At 61.9% G+C, this 14,268-nt stretch carries 15 protein-coding genes; 7 read left to right on the forward strand and 8 right to left on the reverse strand.

Annotated elements, in window-relative coordinates; translation table 11 throughout:
• Positions 1-43: 43 nt before the first annotated feature.
• Entirely contained in the window at positions 44-736 is a 693-nt protein-coding gene (gene rplA / locus AMC99_RS10655) for a 50S ribosomal protein L1 (RefSeq protein ID WP_061926389.1), read from the reverse strand.
• Between the two features lie 4 nt (positions 737-740).
• Entirely contained in the window at positions 741-1,172 is a 432-nt protein-coding gene (gene rplK, locus AMC99_RS10660) for a 50S ribosomal protein L11 (RefSeq protein WP_061926391.1), read from the reverse strand.
• Between the two features lie 430 nt (positions 1,173-1,602).
• Here rplK and AMC99_RS10665 point away from each other — a divergent pair, with 430 nt between their 5' ends.
• On the forward strand, positions 1,603-2,361 hold the full coding sequence (locus AMC99_RS10665; protein ID WP_061926393.1) for a tetratricopeptide repeat protein: 759 nt from the start codon (positions 1,603-1,605) through the stop codon (positions 2,359-2,361).
• A 105-nt stretch (positions 2,362-2,466) separates the two neighbouring features.
• Here AMC99_RS10665 and AMC99_RS10670 read toward each other — a convergent pair whose 3' ends face one another.
• Positions 2,467-4,581 carry a TonB-dependent receptor gene (locus AMC99_RS10670; protein WP_061926395.1) on the reverse strand — a complete coding sequence of 705 codons (2,115 nt, stop codon included), beginning with the start codon at positions 4,579-4,581 and terminating at the stop codon, positions 2,467-2,469.
• Between the two features lie 85 nt (positions 4,582-4,666).
• Complete coding sequence (locus AMC99_RS10675) at positions 4,667-5,080, reverse strand: DUF2946 family protein (RefSeq protein WP_157058307.1); 414 nt, start codon at positions 5,078-5,080, stop codon at positions 4,667-4,669.
• A gap of 283 nt (positions 5,081-5,363) precedes the next feature.
• Here AMC99_RS10675 and AMC99_RS10680 point away from each other — a divergent pair, with 283 nt between their 5' ends.
• Genes AMC99_RS10680 through AMC99_RS10700 form a run of 5 tightly spaced genes read left to right on the forward strand, consistent with a single transcriptional unit; the run spans position 5,364 to position 9,970 of the window.
• Positions 5,364-6,188 (forward strand): sulfotransferase family protein, encoded by an 825-nt coding sequence (locus AMC99_RS10680; RefSeq protein ID WP_061926400.1) that lies wholly within the window; start codon positions 5,364-5,366, stop codon positions 6,186-6,188.
• Entirely contained in the window at positions 6,185-6,439 is a 255-nt protein-coding gene (locus AMC99_RS14165; protein WP_061926402.1) for a hypothetical protein, read from the forward strand. Before AMC99_RS10680 ends, AMC99_RS14165 begins: the two co-directional genes overlap by 4 nt.
• A gap of 2 nt (positions 6,440-6,441) precedes the next feature.
• Positions 6,442-7,881 (forward strand): AMP-binding protein, encoded by a 1,440-nt coding sequence (locus tag AMC99_RS10690; RefSeq protein ID WP_061926404.1) that lies wholly within the window; start codon positions 6,442-6,444, stop codon positions 7,879-7,881.
• On the forward strand, positions 7,878-8,924 hold the full coding sequence (locus tag AMC99_RS10695) for an SGNH/GDSL hydrolase family protein (RefSeq protein ID WP_061926406.1): 1,047 nt from the start codon (positions 7,878-7,880) through the stop codon (positions 8,922-8,924). The genes AMC99_RS10690 and AMC99_RS10695 overlap by 4 nt, the downstream gene beginning before the upstream one ends.
• On the forward strand, positions 8,921-9,970 hold the full coding sequence (locus AMC99_RS10700) for an MBOAT family O-acyltransferase (RefSeq protein ID WP_061926408.1): 1,050 nt from the start codon (positions 8,921-8,923) through the stop codon (positions 9,968-9,970). The genes AMC99_RS10695 and AMC99_RS10700 overlap by 4 nt, the downstream gene beginning before the upstream one ends.
• Before the next feature lie 201 nt (positions 9,971-10,171).
• Here the strand turns inward: AMC99_RS10700 and nusG are convergent, their stop codons facing one another.
• On the reverse strand, positions 10,172-10,708 hold the full coding sequence (nusG, locus tag AMC99_RS10705) for a transcription termination/antitermination protein NusG (RefSeq protein ID WP_061926410.1): 537 nt from the start codon (positions 10,706-10,708) through the stop codon (positions 10,172-10,174).
• Between the two features lie 67 nt (positions 10,709-10,775).
• Positions 10,776-10,985: a preprotein translocase subunit SecE gene (gene secE, locus AMC99_RS10710; RefSeq protein ID WP_061926412.1), complete on the reverse strand. Its 210-nt coding sequence runs from the start codon at positions 10,983-10,985 to the stop codon at positions 10,776-10,778.
• Positions 10,986-11,274: 289 nt separating this feature from the next.
• Here secE and AMC99_RS10715 point away from each other — a divergent pair, with 289 nt between their 5' ends.
• Positions 11,275-12,798, forward strand: coding sequence for an alanine/glycine:cation symporter family protein (locus AMC99_RS10715; RefSeq protein WP_061926414.1), 1,524 nt, complete (start codon positions 11,275-11,277; stop codon positions 12,796-12,798).
• 91 nt (positions 12,799-12,889) lie between these two features.
• On the opposite strand, the gene AMC99_RS14170 is transcribed toward AMC99_RS10715, so the two are convergent.
• Positions 12,890-13,039: a hypothetical protein gene (locus tag AMC99_RS14170; RefSeq protein WP_198143520.1), complete on the reverse strand. Its 150-nt coding sequence runs from the start codon at positions 13,037-13,039 to the stop codon at positions 12,890-12,892.
• Positions 13,040-13,097: 58 nt separating this feature from the next.
• Positions 13,098-14,264 (reverse strand): glycosyltransferase family 87 protein, encoded by a 1,167-nt coding sequence (locus AMC99_RS10720; protein ID WP_061926416.1) that lies wholly within the window; start codon positions 14,262-14,264, stop codon positions 13,098-13,100.
• Between the last annotated feature and the right edge of the window lie 4 nt (positions 14,265-14,268).

Raw genomic sequence — 14,268 nt, forward strand, 5'->3', positions numbered from 1 at the left:
CGGTATCTTGCTTGCGCTACCGCTTCCGCTACTTGAGCGCGGCTTACGCGCCTTCGACTTCCGACAGGTCGACCTTGAGGCCCGGGCCCATCGACGAGGTCACGGTGACCTTGCGGACGTACTTGCCCTTGGCGCCCGAAGGCTTCGCCTTGACGATCGCGTCGGTCAGAGCCTTGAAGTTCGCCTTCAGGTCTTCGTCCTTGAACGACAGCTTGCCGATGCCCGAGTGGATGATGCCCATCTTCTCGACGCGGAATTCGACCTGGCCGCCCTTGGCGTCCTTGACGGCCTGTTCCACGTTCGGCGTGACGGTGCCGAGCTTCGGGTTCGGCATCAGGCCCTTCGGACCCAGAACCTTACCGAGACGGCCGACGACACCCATCATGTCGGGGGTCGCGATCACGCGGTCGTAGTCGAGATTGCCGGCCTGCATGTCTTCCATGAGGTCTTCTGCACCGACCTTGTCGGCACCGGCGGCGAGAGCCTTCTCGGCGTTGTCGCCCTTGGCGAAGACGGCAACCTTGACGTCCTTGCCCGTGCCCGACGGCAGCGAAACCATGCCACGGACCATCTGGTCTGCGTGACGCGGATCGACGCCGAGGTTCATGGCGACTTCGACGGTCTCGTCGAACTTCGCCTTGTGCTCGCGCAGTACGGTCAGGGCTTCGTCGACAGTGTACAGCTTTTCGCTGTCCAGCTTGGCAACGGTCTGCTGCTTCTTGGTCTGCTTGGCCATGTTCTTAGCCCTCCACCACGTCGAGACCCATCGAACGCGCGGAGCCTTCGATGATCTTGGTTGCCTGTTCGATATCGTTTGCGTTCAGGTCGGCCATCTTGGTCTGGGCGATTTCAGCAAGGGCCGAACGCTTGATCGTTCCGGCCGAAACCTTGCCTGGTTCCTTCGAACCCGACTTCAGCTTTGCAGCCTTCTTGATCAGGAAGCTCGCTGGCGGGCTCTTGGTGACGAAGCTGAACGAACGGTCGGCATAGACCGTGATCGTGGTCGGAATCGGCATGCCCTTTTCAAGGCTGTCGGTCGCAGCATTGAAGGCCTTGCAGAATTCCATGATGTTCACGCCGCGCTGACCCAGTGCAGGGCCGATAGGCGGCGAGGGATTGGCGGTGCCGGCAGGCACCTGCAGCTTGATATAGCCGTCGATTTTCTTGGCCATCGTTGGCCTCCTTTTCTCACTTTCGCCACGCCTCTTTCGAACCGTGGCTCATGGTAAGCGGTCAAGCGGCCCGCCCAACTGGGTTGGAGCGAACCTCCCGCGCGGATTTCCCGATCGGTGATTGGGAAGGCGCGCACATAGCGTCCTGTGCGCCAAATGCAAGCGATTCGAGCCTGCAGCACCGAGGGCAAATCCTATTGGATGGAACACATGGAACACAGTCCTGTTCGCAGAAAAGCTCGCCCTGGAATGCGCGAATTTCTTCTGACGCGAGAGGCAGAGCGAGAGGAGCAAGGGTCACTTCGCCTGCCTACGATCCGGTAACGCTGTAGGAAAACGCGGCAATTTGAACTGTTTGTTATTGCCGGAGATTTGCTCTTCGCATAGCCACCAAGGGGACTGGATCAGTCGAAACGCGCGAGGGATGCCAATGAAAATCCGGAAACTTCGTCTTGCAATCATGGTCGGCTTGGGCGCGATGATCGCGGCTCCGATGTCGATCGCCTCAGCGCAAGATGACCCACGGATAGCAAAGGCTGCGCAGCACGCGAAAGCGTGCGAGGGCGGAAACGCAGAGGCATGTTACCAGCGCGGGCTGCTCGCCTACATGTTCCCGAACAGACTGTCGGAGCAATTGCGCTATTTCGAGCGCGCCTGCGCCGCAGACCATGCAACGGCCTGCCTCCAAGCGGCGGAGGGCTGGGAACATGGGCCTAACCGCAATCCCGACAAGGCGAAGTTTCGCGCACTGATGCGCAAGGCCTGCAACCTTGGCAACAAGTCCGGCTGTTCAAGATACGCCATGATGGCGACGTACGGGTGGAATGGTCCGGTCGATTTTGCAGACGCGAAGTGGGCCTTCGACAAGGACTGCGAGCTTTCCAAGGGCAGTCAGTTCGAGAGTTGCGACGGCGACAAGATCATCGCCGATGCTCGGGGCAAGTACGAAGCCCGCCAGGATTTGTACAAGCGCGCTGCAGCCTTGCCGCCGAGCAGCGCCCCGAAACCAGCAAAGGTCGACACGACCATCACCGAGGACATGTATGTGAAACAGTCCGGCAGTCGCAGCAATGCGCGGGACACCAGCCGGTCGGGCTATACCTCTTGCACCAAGAGCGACGGCAGCCGGGGCCAGCGGTACTGGTATTACGGCTTCGACAACAAGCGCAAAGAGGGACCCTGCCTCTAAGCCAGGACTGCCGGTCCGGCCCCTTCCGGGTTTATCCGAAACGACCTGCCGCGCGGCGCCTTTGGTCACTGGCGTAGCGCGGCAGGCTAGGATTGCGGATGCAAGCTAGAACCCGGCTGTCAGCCTGACCCATACCCCGCGGCCCGCGCCGGGCAGCTTTTCTCCCAAAGCTACGTCGGAAGCGCCGACACGGTTCACCCCGGCAAGGTGCGGCTGGTACCAAGTGTCGAACAGGTTCTCGACCCCTGCCCCCAGCGCAAGATTGTGGCCAAGCGCATACTGGCCGAACAGTCCGACAACGGCATAACCATCGCTCGGCAACTCGCCATTGGTGGCCGAAACCTTGTCCTGCTTCGCCACTGCGGTCAGTTCGGTGCCGAAGGTCAGGCGGTCGCCGCGCCACGCAGCCGAAACCGTCAGGTTGGGCGGAGCCACGCGGTAGAGGTTGTCGTCCACGTCGCGCCGCTTCGCACGCACCCAGCTTGCCGTACCGGCGATCTCGATCCTGCCGACCGGTCGTAGCCGGAAATCGAGGTCCACTCCGTAAAGCTCGGCATCGGTATTGCGGAACATCAGCGGGGTCGGATCGCCGTTCATCGCCGCCACCATCTCGACCGGGCTATCGACCACGCCGACAGTCGCATCGAACGGCGTCCCCTGGATGTAATCGTCGACGCGGCGATAGAATATCGTGGGGCGCAGCATGACCGCATCGCTCTCGTAATCGACGCCCAACTCGGCGATCCATGCAGTCTCCGGGCGCAGGTCCCGGTTGCCGACGTAGATATTGCCGTCGGCAAGACCATAGCTCGCCTCGGTCGGAAGCCATGCGAAGCGTTCGAGCAGGCTCGGTACGCGGGTCTTGCGGGCCAAGGTCAGTCGCGGCGTCAGCGCGCCCATCGGCATCCAGGCGCGAACGACGACATCGGCCACCGTGTCGGAAAGGCTGCGGTCGCTGGCGATGAAGGCATTGGCGAGACCGCGTGGCCCCATCGGCACCGCTGCGCCGAGTTGCGGAATGCCGGCAGACTGGTCGTAGCGGTCGACCCTCGCGCCGATCTGGAACTCGGCAACCCCTATGCCGCCGCGCCACTCGGCAAAGGCACCCAGCCGCTCCGACACCAGCCCCGGCTGCGCATCGAGGAAGAAGGCTGCATTGGCGGGATTGGTGATCCGCACCTGCTTGTCGGTAAATTCGAGATCGCCGCCGATCGTGAGGTTGCGGTTATCCTGGCCGATCCGCAGCTTGACCTCGCCCGTCATGGTGTCCGCATCGGCGAAGGTCGCCCGGGCATTGGGCGCGGGAGGATTGCGCAGCGTCTGGTTGTCCATCAGGTGACGGACCGAGACCTGTCCCAGCCGCACTTCCAGGCCGAGATCGTCGGCGATCTCTCCGCGAAAGCCGCCCTGCACGAAATCGGTGTTGAAATAGATGATGTCCATCGCGAAGGGCGGATTGCCCGTCGGGTCGGTTTCGTTGCGGCGATATTCGACGAACAATTCGCCCGGACCGGTGCGAAACCCTGCATGCAAGCCATATTGCGTCCGCTCGTAGCCTGTGCCCCCCGCACGGGCGCCCGGGATCTCGTAGTCATCGCCCTCTTCGCGGCTGGCGATCACGCCCAATCGCCAGCGCTCATTGGCGATGCCGATAGTGCCGCCTGCGGCATAGCTGTCGTCTACGCTGCGGTACTGGGCCGCGACATGGCCATGCGCCTCGAAATCGCTGCCCTTGCCAAAGCCCGTTTCGACCAGCACGGCATTGATCGCACCGGCGAGCCCCGGCCCTTCCGATACGGGCGCGACCCCGCGGGCGAGCTCGATCCGTTCGAGCAGGACCGATGGAGCATAGTGCATCGGCGGGTCCATCGCATTGGGACCGCCGCTGGCAAAGCGCTGACCGTTGACCTTGCCGACCACGCGCTCTCCCGAAAGGCCGCGATATGATAGCTGGCCGGAAATCGGGCCGTTGCCGACCAGCGCGCCGCCCGGTGCACGAGCGGCAATCGCAGCAGCATCGGCAGGCAGCGCGATCTCTGCTGGCGGGTCGAGCCTGTCGACCTGCTCGCTACGGTATCGGGTGGCACTGACCACGATGGTATCGGTCAGGACCGCGTCGGCACGGTCCGTTGTGCCCGTCTCCTGCGCAGAGACGGTGGATGACATTGCAATGGTGCAGCCTGCAAGAAGGGCTGCCTTGAACTTCAATTCGAAAGACATGGGAAATTCCGCTGACAAGTGTCGCTGCGCGGGCGGACACTCGGGTCACACCACGCCAGGCGACGGATAAATTAAGGGTGGCTTGTCAGGCAGTGAGAGGCGGCGCGCGCAAGGGCGGCCGCAAGCGCTCGATAGGCGCAATTGCCGGTGCGTCGACTGCGGCATCCGGATTTACGGTGAAGACCGGCGGTTCGGGAACCCAGATGCCAGCATCCGTGCCGAGAGCGGCCTGGGCCAGCGAGGCAAAGTCGCAATGCCGTTCGCCCGACGCATCGTCAGATTGCCGCGTTTCACTGTCCTTCAGCGGGATTTTGATCCGCAGGTCGGCGCCGGTCGCATTGCAGACCTTCACCGAGAGGGTGGCCGCTCCGGCATCGCTATCGGGCATATACCCTTGCGGAACGATTGCGCGCACGCCCAGCATCAGCACGAGTGCCAGCAGCATCGCGAGCCTGTTGTCCCGGGTAAGGTTGCGCCATCCGTCCACTGCGCGCCTCATAGCCGAAAGCGGCAGCGGGAAAAGCCGAATAGATCAAATTCGCACCGCAACGGCCCAACGCCTTCCCGTTCATGGCAAAATTGCACCGTCGCACCCGCTCCGGTGGGAATTTGTTAACCAATCTTTCCTAGGAAACTCGGGCATCAACCAGGGGGTATGCATGCTGGACCGGGATACGCATTAACTCTGATTCTTGTCGTTAGCCTTTTACCGGGCGACGACGCGATCGGCAGGACAATGCGACCGGGCAAGCACCGCATGACTTCGGAAGCTGGAGTTCGAAGTGTCGTTTCACGTGATCGCAAGTACCGGCAGAACCGCGACGACGTTTCTCGCACGTGCGCTCGACAGCCTTTCTGGCGTGGCCGCCTGTCACGAGGGCTATCGCGGTTCCGACAAGGATAGCGAACCACTCCTCCCCTTGGTGAACCTCGAAAACCGCCAGGCATATCTGAGCGCGGAAGCCGCCGAACGCGTCGTCAGCGCCAAACGCAGCCCGACCGTCATTGCCGAAAAAATGGCCCAGGCCGGATGCGAAACGCTGGTCGATGTCGCCTATTACAACCCTACAATCGCCGATGCCCTGCTGAAGGCGCATCCCGAAATGCGCATGGTCGCGATCATTCGCGAGCTGGAGCCCTTCGTCCGGTCATCGACCGCAATGAGCGGCGAAGACCTGCTTCCGGTCGGCTGGCCCGACCCGGGCAAGCAGTTGTCCCCGCGCGAACGCTTCATCGAGATGGGCCGGATCCGCCCTGCCAAGGGGACGCCGGAAGACGCCGCGTGGAACGACTGGTCCGCCATCAAGCGCAATATCTGGCTGTGGCGCGAAACCAACGACCTGCTGCTGAAGGCTCGCAGCGCTTTCGGCGCGCGCGTCCTCGTGCTGCCATTCGAAGAATTGAAAGCCGGTCCCGAGGCCTACCTCGCCCGGATCGCCCGGCACTTCGGCATCGATGCCGCAGGAATTCCCGCCGCCATTGCCGGCGCAGAGAACCACAAGAACCGCAAATCAACCGGATACCAGATCGGCCCGATGGCTGAATGGACCGATGATGAGAAAACCTACGCCCGCGAGGCGCAAGAAATGATCGGAATGATGATATGAAACACGTCAGCGTCGAAGAACTCGTATCCCTGATCGACACCACGCTTTGCGAAGTCAGCGGCACCGGCAGCCTGTCGAGCCCGGTCCTGCCCGATTCCCAGATGGGTGAACCGGCTGAATGGGATTCGCTGGCCTTCATCGCGGTCTTCACCGCGGTTGCGCAGAAGTACCAGGTCGACCTCGCCGACGACGATGCATTCCACTTCACCTCCGTGCCGACGATGCACGCTTTCCTCAACGAGGTGCTCTGAACGTGACGCGCCTGTGGGATGCGATCGAGCAGCGGCTCGAAACCGAAGGTGACCGCGCCGCATTCGATTCGGCCTGGTCGCAGCCGATGAGCTATGCGCGGCTGCGCGAACTGACCGCAGCTATCGCCGGGGCATCCGACGCAGACGGCCCGGTGGCGATCGTCGCCAACCGGTCATTCGAAGCCTATGTCGCGGTGCTTGCCTGCTTTCGCTTCGGCAGGACGTTCGTGCCCTGCAATCCCACTTTCCCGGTCGAGCGTCTGAAGAAGATCATCGACCGTTCCGGCGCGGTCGAGTGCCTGTTCGATCCGGCACATGCCGACATCGCTGCGCAGTTCGACATTCCGTCGCGGCCGATCGACCTGATGGTCGATGGTGCCGACAGGAAACCTGCCCAGCCAGCCGATGGCGATGTCGTGTACCAGCTGTTCACTTCGGGCAGCACGGGCGAACCCAAGGGCGTTCCGATCGTCCATTCGAACCTGTCGCATTACGTCACCAACATCATCGAAACCGTCGGGATCGAGGATCACTGGCGGGCGACGCAATTCTTCGATCTCAGCTTCGATCTTTCGATGCATGACATCTTCGTCAGCATGATGTCGGGCGGAACGCTGGTTCCGGCCAAGGACATGGATTTGATGATGCCCCACCGCTTCATCGCATCGAACGCCATCGATATCTGGTTCTCCGTCCCCCTTCTCGCGATTGCTGCCTCGCGCGGTCAGGCTGCCATGCCGACCGATGCGCGCGTGAAGAAAGCGATGTTCTGCGGCGAGGCGCTTCCCGGCGGATATGCCGAGGCCATGTCTGCACTGGTCGAGGACGGCGGCGAGATCTGGAACCTATACGGTCCGACGGAAGCCACCATCGCCTTTACCGCCCACAAGCTGTCCGAAAGCGATTACGCGATGGGTGCGGTTTCGCTCGGCGCACCGTTCGGTGACAACAGGGTCGCGCTCCTCGCGAACGGCGAAGTTGTCCCGGTCGAGCCGGGGCGCGACGGCGAACTGCTGCTGGGTGGTCCGCAGGTCTTCGACGGGTACCAGCCCGCAATCGACAAAGATCCCTTCGTAAGCTCGGATGACGGAACGCGGTTCTATCGCACCGGCGACCTCGTTCGTATCAGCGACTGCAACATCGACTATGTCGGCCGGATGGACAGCCAGGTAAAAATCCGCGGCCACCGGGTCGAACTCGGCGAAATCGAAAGCATCTGCAAGAAAGTCGCCGGGGTCGACGCGGCAGCAGCCGTGGTCATGGGCGATGCAGCGAATCCGGTGATCGTCATCGCGTTCCAGGGCAATAGCGAGGCGGATTTCTCCGGCCTGTCGAGCACGCTGCCATCCTACATGATGCCGAAGCAATTCCTGCATTTTTCCCAGCTGCCGACCAACGACAACGGCAAGATCGACCGGAAAGCGATCAAGGAACAGCTATGATCAAGTTCCTGATCGCGCCGCTTCTTGCGGCGGGCACCGCCGCGGCGATGATCTGGGTTGGTGCCGAAGAACAAACATACGATCTCAACGTCGCATTCCATTGCAGCCACGAGGTTGCCAATGCCGACCTGCCTGCCGCGGACATTCTCGTCATCGGCAATAGCCAGACCGGGGCCTCGATCGACCAGGCCTATCTGCAGCAACTGATCGCGCCCGAAGGCGGCGTAACCGTCGAAAAGTTGGCCGTGGTTCAGGCGAACATCGTGACGCTGCGCATGATCGTGGACGAATATATCGAGAATCGCGGCGCTCCGAAGCTGGTGGTTTACCAGCCGATGGTCGTGCTGGCCGAACACTGGCAGCAGCCGGCCGGCCACCCGATCCATCCGCGTGCGACCGTCGCCTACCAGGACTGGGACAAGCTCGTCGCGCTGCAAAAGGACGCCAGATCGAGCCCGACGGGATCGTGGCTGCCGCATTGGGCTGAAAAAGGTTTCCGCACGATCCCCGCCATGTGGGTCGACCGCCAGGTGGAACGCATCACCGCCACGCTCAGCATTCCGCGCATGGCCGAACCCAAGGAAGCCTGCCGCACAGAGGCCAAGTTCCAGCTTGCCGGCAACTGGCCCTACGGCACCCTTCCTCTCAAGAAAGGCGATAATCCGGGCGAAGTGATGGACGCTGCCAAGCGGCAGGAATGGCAACACGATATCGAACAGCGCAAGGCGGCAGATGTGTTCTCCGACAGCCGCGTTTTCGAGATCGACCAGAACCGCAAGCTGCTCGCCGATATCAGGGCTGCGGGTAGCGAGGTCGTGATGGTCGGATATCCGAGCATGGGCCGGAGCGCTGCCGACGCGCAGGATTTCGCCGACTTCGGCAAGGCCCTGGGCGGGGAAGTAATCGACATTCGTTCGCGCCTGACGCCTGAGCAGCAGGGGCGGATCGAGGAAATCTACCGCGATCCGATCCACCTCAATTTCGAAGGTGCGCAGATCATCACCGAGTACATGGCCGGCGAACTGAAGGGGCGCATCAAGTGATCAATCCGCTTACGCACCTGCTGTTTCTGGTCGCCGCATGGCTTGTGTTCGGGCTTGCCGGGCAACGCCGTCCGGCGCTGATCCTGTCGCTGTTCGGCATTGCTTTCCTGGCGCTCTATGCGCCGATCTCGCTGCTCTGGATTGCCTTCACCGCTGCAGAGGCCAGCCTGCTGGTGCTGTGGCTGGAGAAGAAGGACCGCACCAGCGACCTCAGGCAATACCTGCCCTACATCCTGCTGCTGAACCTGCTGTTCGTGGAACTGCATCCCGATATCCTGCTGATCTCTGTCGAGACGCTGGCAATATCGTTCTCGACGATCCGCATCTTCATGACCGCAAAGCAATTGCTGGCCCTGCGATCGGGTTTCGAGCGCAGCGAACTGAAGTGGATCTGGGCTGCCGCCTATTACTTGCCCGCGCTGATCGTGGGTCCTGTGTTTTCCGGGATGGAACTGCGCAAGCAGGCCGAAGCCGATGAGCGCCCGATCCTGACCGCTCAGAACTTCCGCTTCCTGCTGACCGGCATCGTGACGGTCGTGCTGATCAATCCGTTCCTGATGAAGGTCGCGCGCGAGATCAGCGGATCGCCGCGCACGGTCGATCTCGGCTTCGAAGGCGCACCGCTGTTCTTCTTGGTGCTGTTCACCGGCTTCTATGGCCAGAGTCTGATCGCGGAATACAGCTCGCGCCTGTTCGGGCGGACGCTGCCCTACAACTTCGACCGTCCCTGGCAGGCGACCAATATCCGCGATTTCTGGCAGCGCTGGCACCGTTCGATGGCGAATTTCGTCATGCAGTATATCTTCCTGCCGCTGAACATGCGCGGGATGAATGCCCGCTACGCCACGATTGCCGCCTTCGTCTTCATGGGCCTGTGGCACAATCTTTCGGCTGGCTACTTGCTCTGGGGCTTCGCCCACGGGTCGCTGCTCGCCTTCTGGCCCAAGAAGATCGAGAGCGATCTGGGCAAGACGCTCGAACGGATCGTCACATGGGCCGCGGTAATCGGCCTTTCCTACGTCGCAAACTATAGCTGGCTGGCATGAAGAACTCGCGCGAATACCTCCTGATCGCCATGTGGCTGGTCATTGGCCTCGTCCTCTTGGGCTATGTCTCGCCGGGCGACGTCGAAATTCCCTACGCCGAATATTGAGCGCGCAAAGGAAACGGGCAGCTTTCGCCGCCCGTTCGTGATGCGATCGCAAGGCCGTGACCGGGCGCACTTTCGTGCACACTAAGCCTGAAGGTTACTTGACCAGTTCGACCTGTTCGAAGTCGAGTTCGACCGGGGTCGCACGACCGAAGATCGAAACCGAAACCTTGACCTTGGCCTTGTCGAAATCGAGCTCTTCCACCACGCCGTTGAAGCTGGCGAAGGGACCGTCGAGCACCTTGACCTGGTCGCCGATTTCATAATCGACATGAATGTCGCGCTTGGGCGCAGCCTTCGCTTCTTCGACACCGCCGAAGTAACGCGCCGCTTCCTTTTCGCTGATCGGCTGCGGCTTGTTGCCCGAGCCAAGGAAGCCGGTGACCTTGGGCGTGTTCTTCACGAGGTGGTACACGTCGTCGGTCATCTTGAGCTTTGCGAGGACGTAGCCCGGCATGAACTTGCGTTCGACCTGGACCTTCTTGCCGCGCTTGACCTCGGTGATGGTCTCGGTCGGGACCTGAACGTCCTCTACCGCTTCCGACAGGCCCAGGCGTTCAGCCTCGGAGATGATCGCGTCGCGCACCTTGTTCTCGAAGCCGGAATAAGCGTGGATGATGTACCAGCGAGCCATGGATTGTCCTTGTGTCCTGTAGGTCTCTTGCGCCCTGCGGCGCCGGAAAATTCGGGTTTTGCGGCGATCAGGCCAGCGTAAGCAGCCAGTTCACCAGGGCATTGAAGATCGAATCGACGCCCAGGAAGAAGAGCGAGAGGATGATCATCATGATGAAAACGAAGATCGCCGTACGCACGGTTTCCTCGCGCGTCGGCCACACCACCTTGCCGGCTTCCGCACGGACCTGGTTGACGAATTCCGCCGGGCTCGTCTTGCGCTTCTTTTCTTCGGCCATTGCCTGAACTCTCGTCCTTCAAAATTACTTTCGCCTCGCGGCACCGGCTTTCAGGTAGGGCTCCGCGCCGCCCCGAACAAGGTCCGGGAGGGGCTGCCACTGATTCCAATGTCGGAAGACGCCGCAGCGTTTAAATCGTGGCCGAGGCAAAAGCAAGCGTCACGCCAGCCTTCGGGGCCCGGTCATTGCAACCCGGTTGCTGTTGAAACTTTTGCGCTGGCCATGCGGCATCCTCCTCTCTAGCTTGCCCGCTTTACTAAATACGGGACGTTTGAGGGGAATACCAACGATGGCAAATGCCACACCGCCAAGCCTTGGCGAACGGATGATCGAACCGGTCACCAACCTTTCCGATTTCATCTGGGTGGGAACCTGGAACGGCCAAGAGGTCATCCCTTTCCCCCCCATGACCATCTTCCTCCTGGGCATGGGCCTGTGGATCATGGTCGGCCTGAAATTCTATCCGATCGTCAAACTGGGCACCGCCATCAAGGGCCTGTTCGCTGGCCGCAAGAGCACCGGTGAAGGCGAGATTTCGCCCTTCGCGGCGCTTTCGACCGCGCTGTCCGGGCAGGTCGGCACGGGCAATCTGGCCGGTGTCGCCACCGCCATTGCGCTCGGCGGACCCGGCGCCATCTTCTGGATGTGGATCACGGCATTGTTCGGCATGGCGCTGGCCTTTGCCGAAGGTTCGCTGGCGATCCGTTATCGCGAGCGTACCAGCGACGGCGTGCTGCGCGGCGGCCCGATGACCTACATCATGATGGGCCTTGGCAAGAAATGGACATGGCTCGCCGTGGTCTTCTGTCTCGGCACGTTGTTCTCGGCGCTGGTCACGGGGAACTCGATCCAGGCCAATGCAATGGCCGACGGCATGAACGAACTGTTCGGCATGCCCGAATGGCTCGGCGGGCTGATCACTGCGGCGCTGGTTTTCATCGTCATCATCGGTGGCATCAAGTCGATCGGTAACGTCGCGGAAAAGGTCGTGCCCTTCATGGCAGCGGCCTACATCGTCATGGCGGTGATCGCGCTGATCCTGAACTTCGGGGACCTCGGTGAAACCTTCGCGCTGATCTTCCACGGGGCGTTCAACCCGCAGGCAGCGAGCGGCGGCTTCGTCGGCGCGGCCATGATCATCGCGATCCGTGCCGGTGTCGCGCGCGGGCTGTTCTCGAACGAAGCAGGCCAGGGTTCGACCGCCATCGCCCACGCGGTGGCGCAGACCAACGATCCCGAACAACAGGGCCGCATGGCCATGCTCGGCACCTTCATCGACACCATCGTGATCTGCACCATGACGGCGCTCGTGATCCTCACCGTGCGCGGCGACTTCACCGCCGGCGGTGAAGCGGTGCTGCACGCCTGGCAGTCCGACAAGGTCGGCTTCGAGATGACCAGCGGTGCCTTTGCCGCGGCTTTTCCGATGATGCTGGGCGGTGTGCCGATCGGTACGCTGGTCGCTTCGATCGCGCTGATCCTGTTCGTCTTCACCACGCTGCTGACGTGGTCCTATTACGGCGAGCGGGCGATCACCTTCCTCTACGACCGGATGAAGGGCTCCAACCGTTCGGGCGAGAAGAAGCTGCACATGGCATGGCGCGTGTTGTGGTGCGTGGTGATCTTCCTCGGCGCTGCGCAGCCTTCGGAACTTGTTTGGCGCCTTGGCGACATTTCCAACGCTGCAATGGCCCTGCCCAACCTGCTGGCGCTGGCCCTTCTTTCGGGCGTCGTCTTCAAACTTGCCAAGGGTGACCGCACCGCAGGCAAGGACCACTTCGAAGATACGCCGGAAGAGCCCGAGGAGTACTGATTACCTCGCGCACTTCCACTGCGGACAATAGAAAGGGCCGGGTCGCATCAGCGCTCCGGCCCTTGTTCTATCTGTCGGTCAGTGCGTTCGTTCAGCGACCGCCCAGAAGCCTCGCGAAAAATCCCGGCTGCTCCATCGGCTGGATCGGCCCGTGCTTCATGCGACGCAGGCTGGCGTCGACATGGGGGCGTGGCTGGACCCAACCATCGGGGCGGCTACTGCGGTAGGACAGGCTCGACATCGCTAATTCTCCAACGCCAAAAGTGCCCTCCGTCCACCGCTGATAATGAACGACCTGCCTAAGTGGTTCCCGCAGGATTCTTCCGCCCGCGCTGCCAGATCATCCACACCATGAGCGCGCTGAAAGCAGGCATCAGGTTCAGCGCCAACGGAAGGGAGGCGGCGCGCGTCGCGAAAGGAGAGACGTAAAGCGCCAGCAGCAACAATTTGTCCCACGGCCTGAAACCGCTCCGCCGCGCTTCCATGGCGAGCCAAAGCGTCGGCAGGATCAGGAACGGCAGGTCGTAATTGAACAGGTAGGGCGAGGCGAGCGGGGTCGCTGCCACAGCCAACGCACCTGTTGCAGCCATGTCTCCGCCAAAGCGCGACCACGACCGCCACACCATCACGATCATCGCCAGCGCGAGCACGGCGTTGACGGCAAGAGCGACCTCGTGCCCCGCGTAAATCCTCAACTGCCCGTACAGCGTCGCCATCCGCAGGTAGAAGCCGGGATCGTCGTTCTGCATGATCTGCGCGCTGACCGCCCAGCTTTCGGTATAGGCGAGCATCGTCTCGGTCCCGAAGGCGAGCCATGATACCAATAGCAGGCCCACCGACGACACTCCGGCAGCGAAAAAGGCACCCCATTGCCGGCCAGCGGCGAGCCAGAATGGCATCAGCAGCGCCAGGTGCGGCTTGATCACCAGTGCCCCGATCAATACCCCGCCCAGCCATGGCCTCCGCTGCGCGAATGCAACGCCGCCGACCAGCAGCGCGCCTGTAAGCAACCCGTTCTGAGCATGGCCGGCAGCGATCAGCGCACCGGGATAGGCGAGGATCAGCGGCCAGTATTTCGGCCAAATCTTCCAGCACACGGCAGCCCATATCGCGAAGGTTCCCGCCACCCAGGCGATCCACGCCAGCGGGTAAGGCAGGCCGCCGACAGGCATGACCGCGAACAGGAACGGCGGCGGATTGACGAAAGCGAAAACGCCATCAAAACCGGTCGCTTCCTGCACCGGCTTCAACAATTCGGGGTCGAACACGTCGGCAAACCGGCCGGCGAGGGCAACCTTGCCCGCGCTCCAAAAAGCCAGGAAATCGCTGCCCCCCTCGCCCATCGCCTTGATGAAACTGTTGACCATCATTGCCAGCGATCCGAGCAGCAGGATCAGGCTGTAGGAGCGGACCCGCTCCTTGCCGAGCCAGTCGGCCTGGCGAATGAAATCGAGCTTTTCCCCCATGCCG

The organism is Altererythrobacter epoxidivorans, assembly GCF_001281485.1.
GTDB classification, from domain to species: domain Bacteria; phylum Pseudomonadota; class Alphaproteobacteria; order Sphingomonadales; family Sphingomonadaceae; genus Erythrobacter; species Erythrobacter epoxidivorans.

What these genes read in the sequence shown, in the direction of transcription:
- secE (WP_061926412.1), bottom strand. Translation starts at nt 10,985, where the DNA reads ATGGCCGAAGAAAAGAAGCGCAAGACGAGCCCGGCGGAATTCGTCAAC.
- rplK (WP_061926391.1), bottom strand. Translation starts at nt 1,172, where the DNA reads ATGGCCAAGAAAATCGACGGCTATATCAAGCTGCAGGTGCCTGCCGGC.
- AMC99_RS10665 (WP_061926393.1), top strand. Translation starts at nt 1,603, where the DNA reads ATGAAAATCCGGAAACTTCGTCTTGCAATCATGGTCGGCTTGGGCGCG.
- AMC99_RS10720 (WP_061926416.1), bottom strand. Translation starts at nt 14,264, where the DNA reads ATGGGGGAAAAGCTCGATTTCATTCGCCAGGCCGACTGGCTCGGCAAG.
- AMC99_RS10695 (WP_061926406.1), top strand. Translation starts at nt 7,878, where the DNA reads ATGATCAAGTTCCTGATCGCGCCGCTTCTTGCGGCGGGCACCGCCGCG.
- rplA (WP_061926389.1), bottom strand. Translation starts at nt 736, where the DNA reads ATGGCCAAGCAGACCAAGAAGCAGCAGACCGTTGCCAAGCTGGACAGC.
- AMC99_RS14165 (WP_061926402.1), top strand. Translation starts at nt 6,185, where the DNA reads ATGAAACACGTCAGCGTCGAAGAACTCGTATCCCTGATCGACACCACG.
- AMC99_RS14170 (WP_198143520.1), bottom strand. Translation starts at nt 13,039, where the DNA reads ATGTCGAGCCTGTCCTACCGCAGTAGCCGCCCCGATGGTTGGGTCCAG.
- AMC99_RS10715 (WP_061926414.1), top strand. Translation starts at nt 11,275, where the DNA reads ATGGCAAATGCCACACCGCCAAGCCTTGGCGAACGGATGATCGAACCG.
- nusG (WP_061926410.1), bottom strand. Translation starts at nt 10,708, where the DNA reads ATGGCTCGCTGGTACATCATCCACGCTTATTCCGGCTTCGAGAACAAG.
- AMC99_RS10675 (WP_157058307.1), bottom strand. Translation starts at nt 5,080, where the DNA reads ATGAGGCGCGCAGTGGACGGATGGCGCAACCTTACCCGGGACAACAGG.
- AMC99_RS10670 (WP_061926395.1), bottom strand. Translation starts at nt 4,581, where the DNA reads ATGTCTTTCGAATTGAAGTTCAAGGCAGCCCTTCTTGCAGGCTGCACC.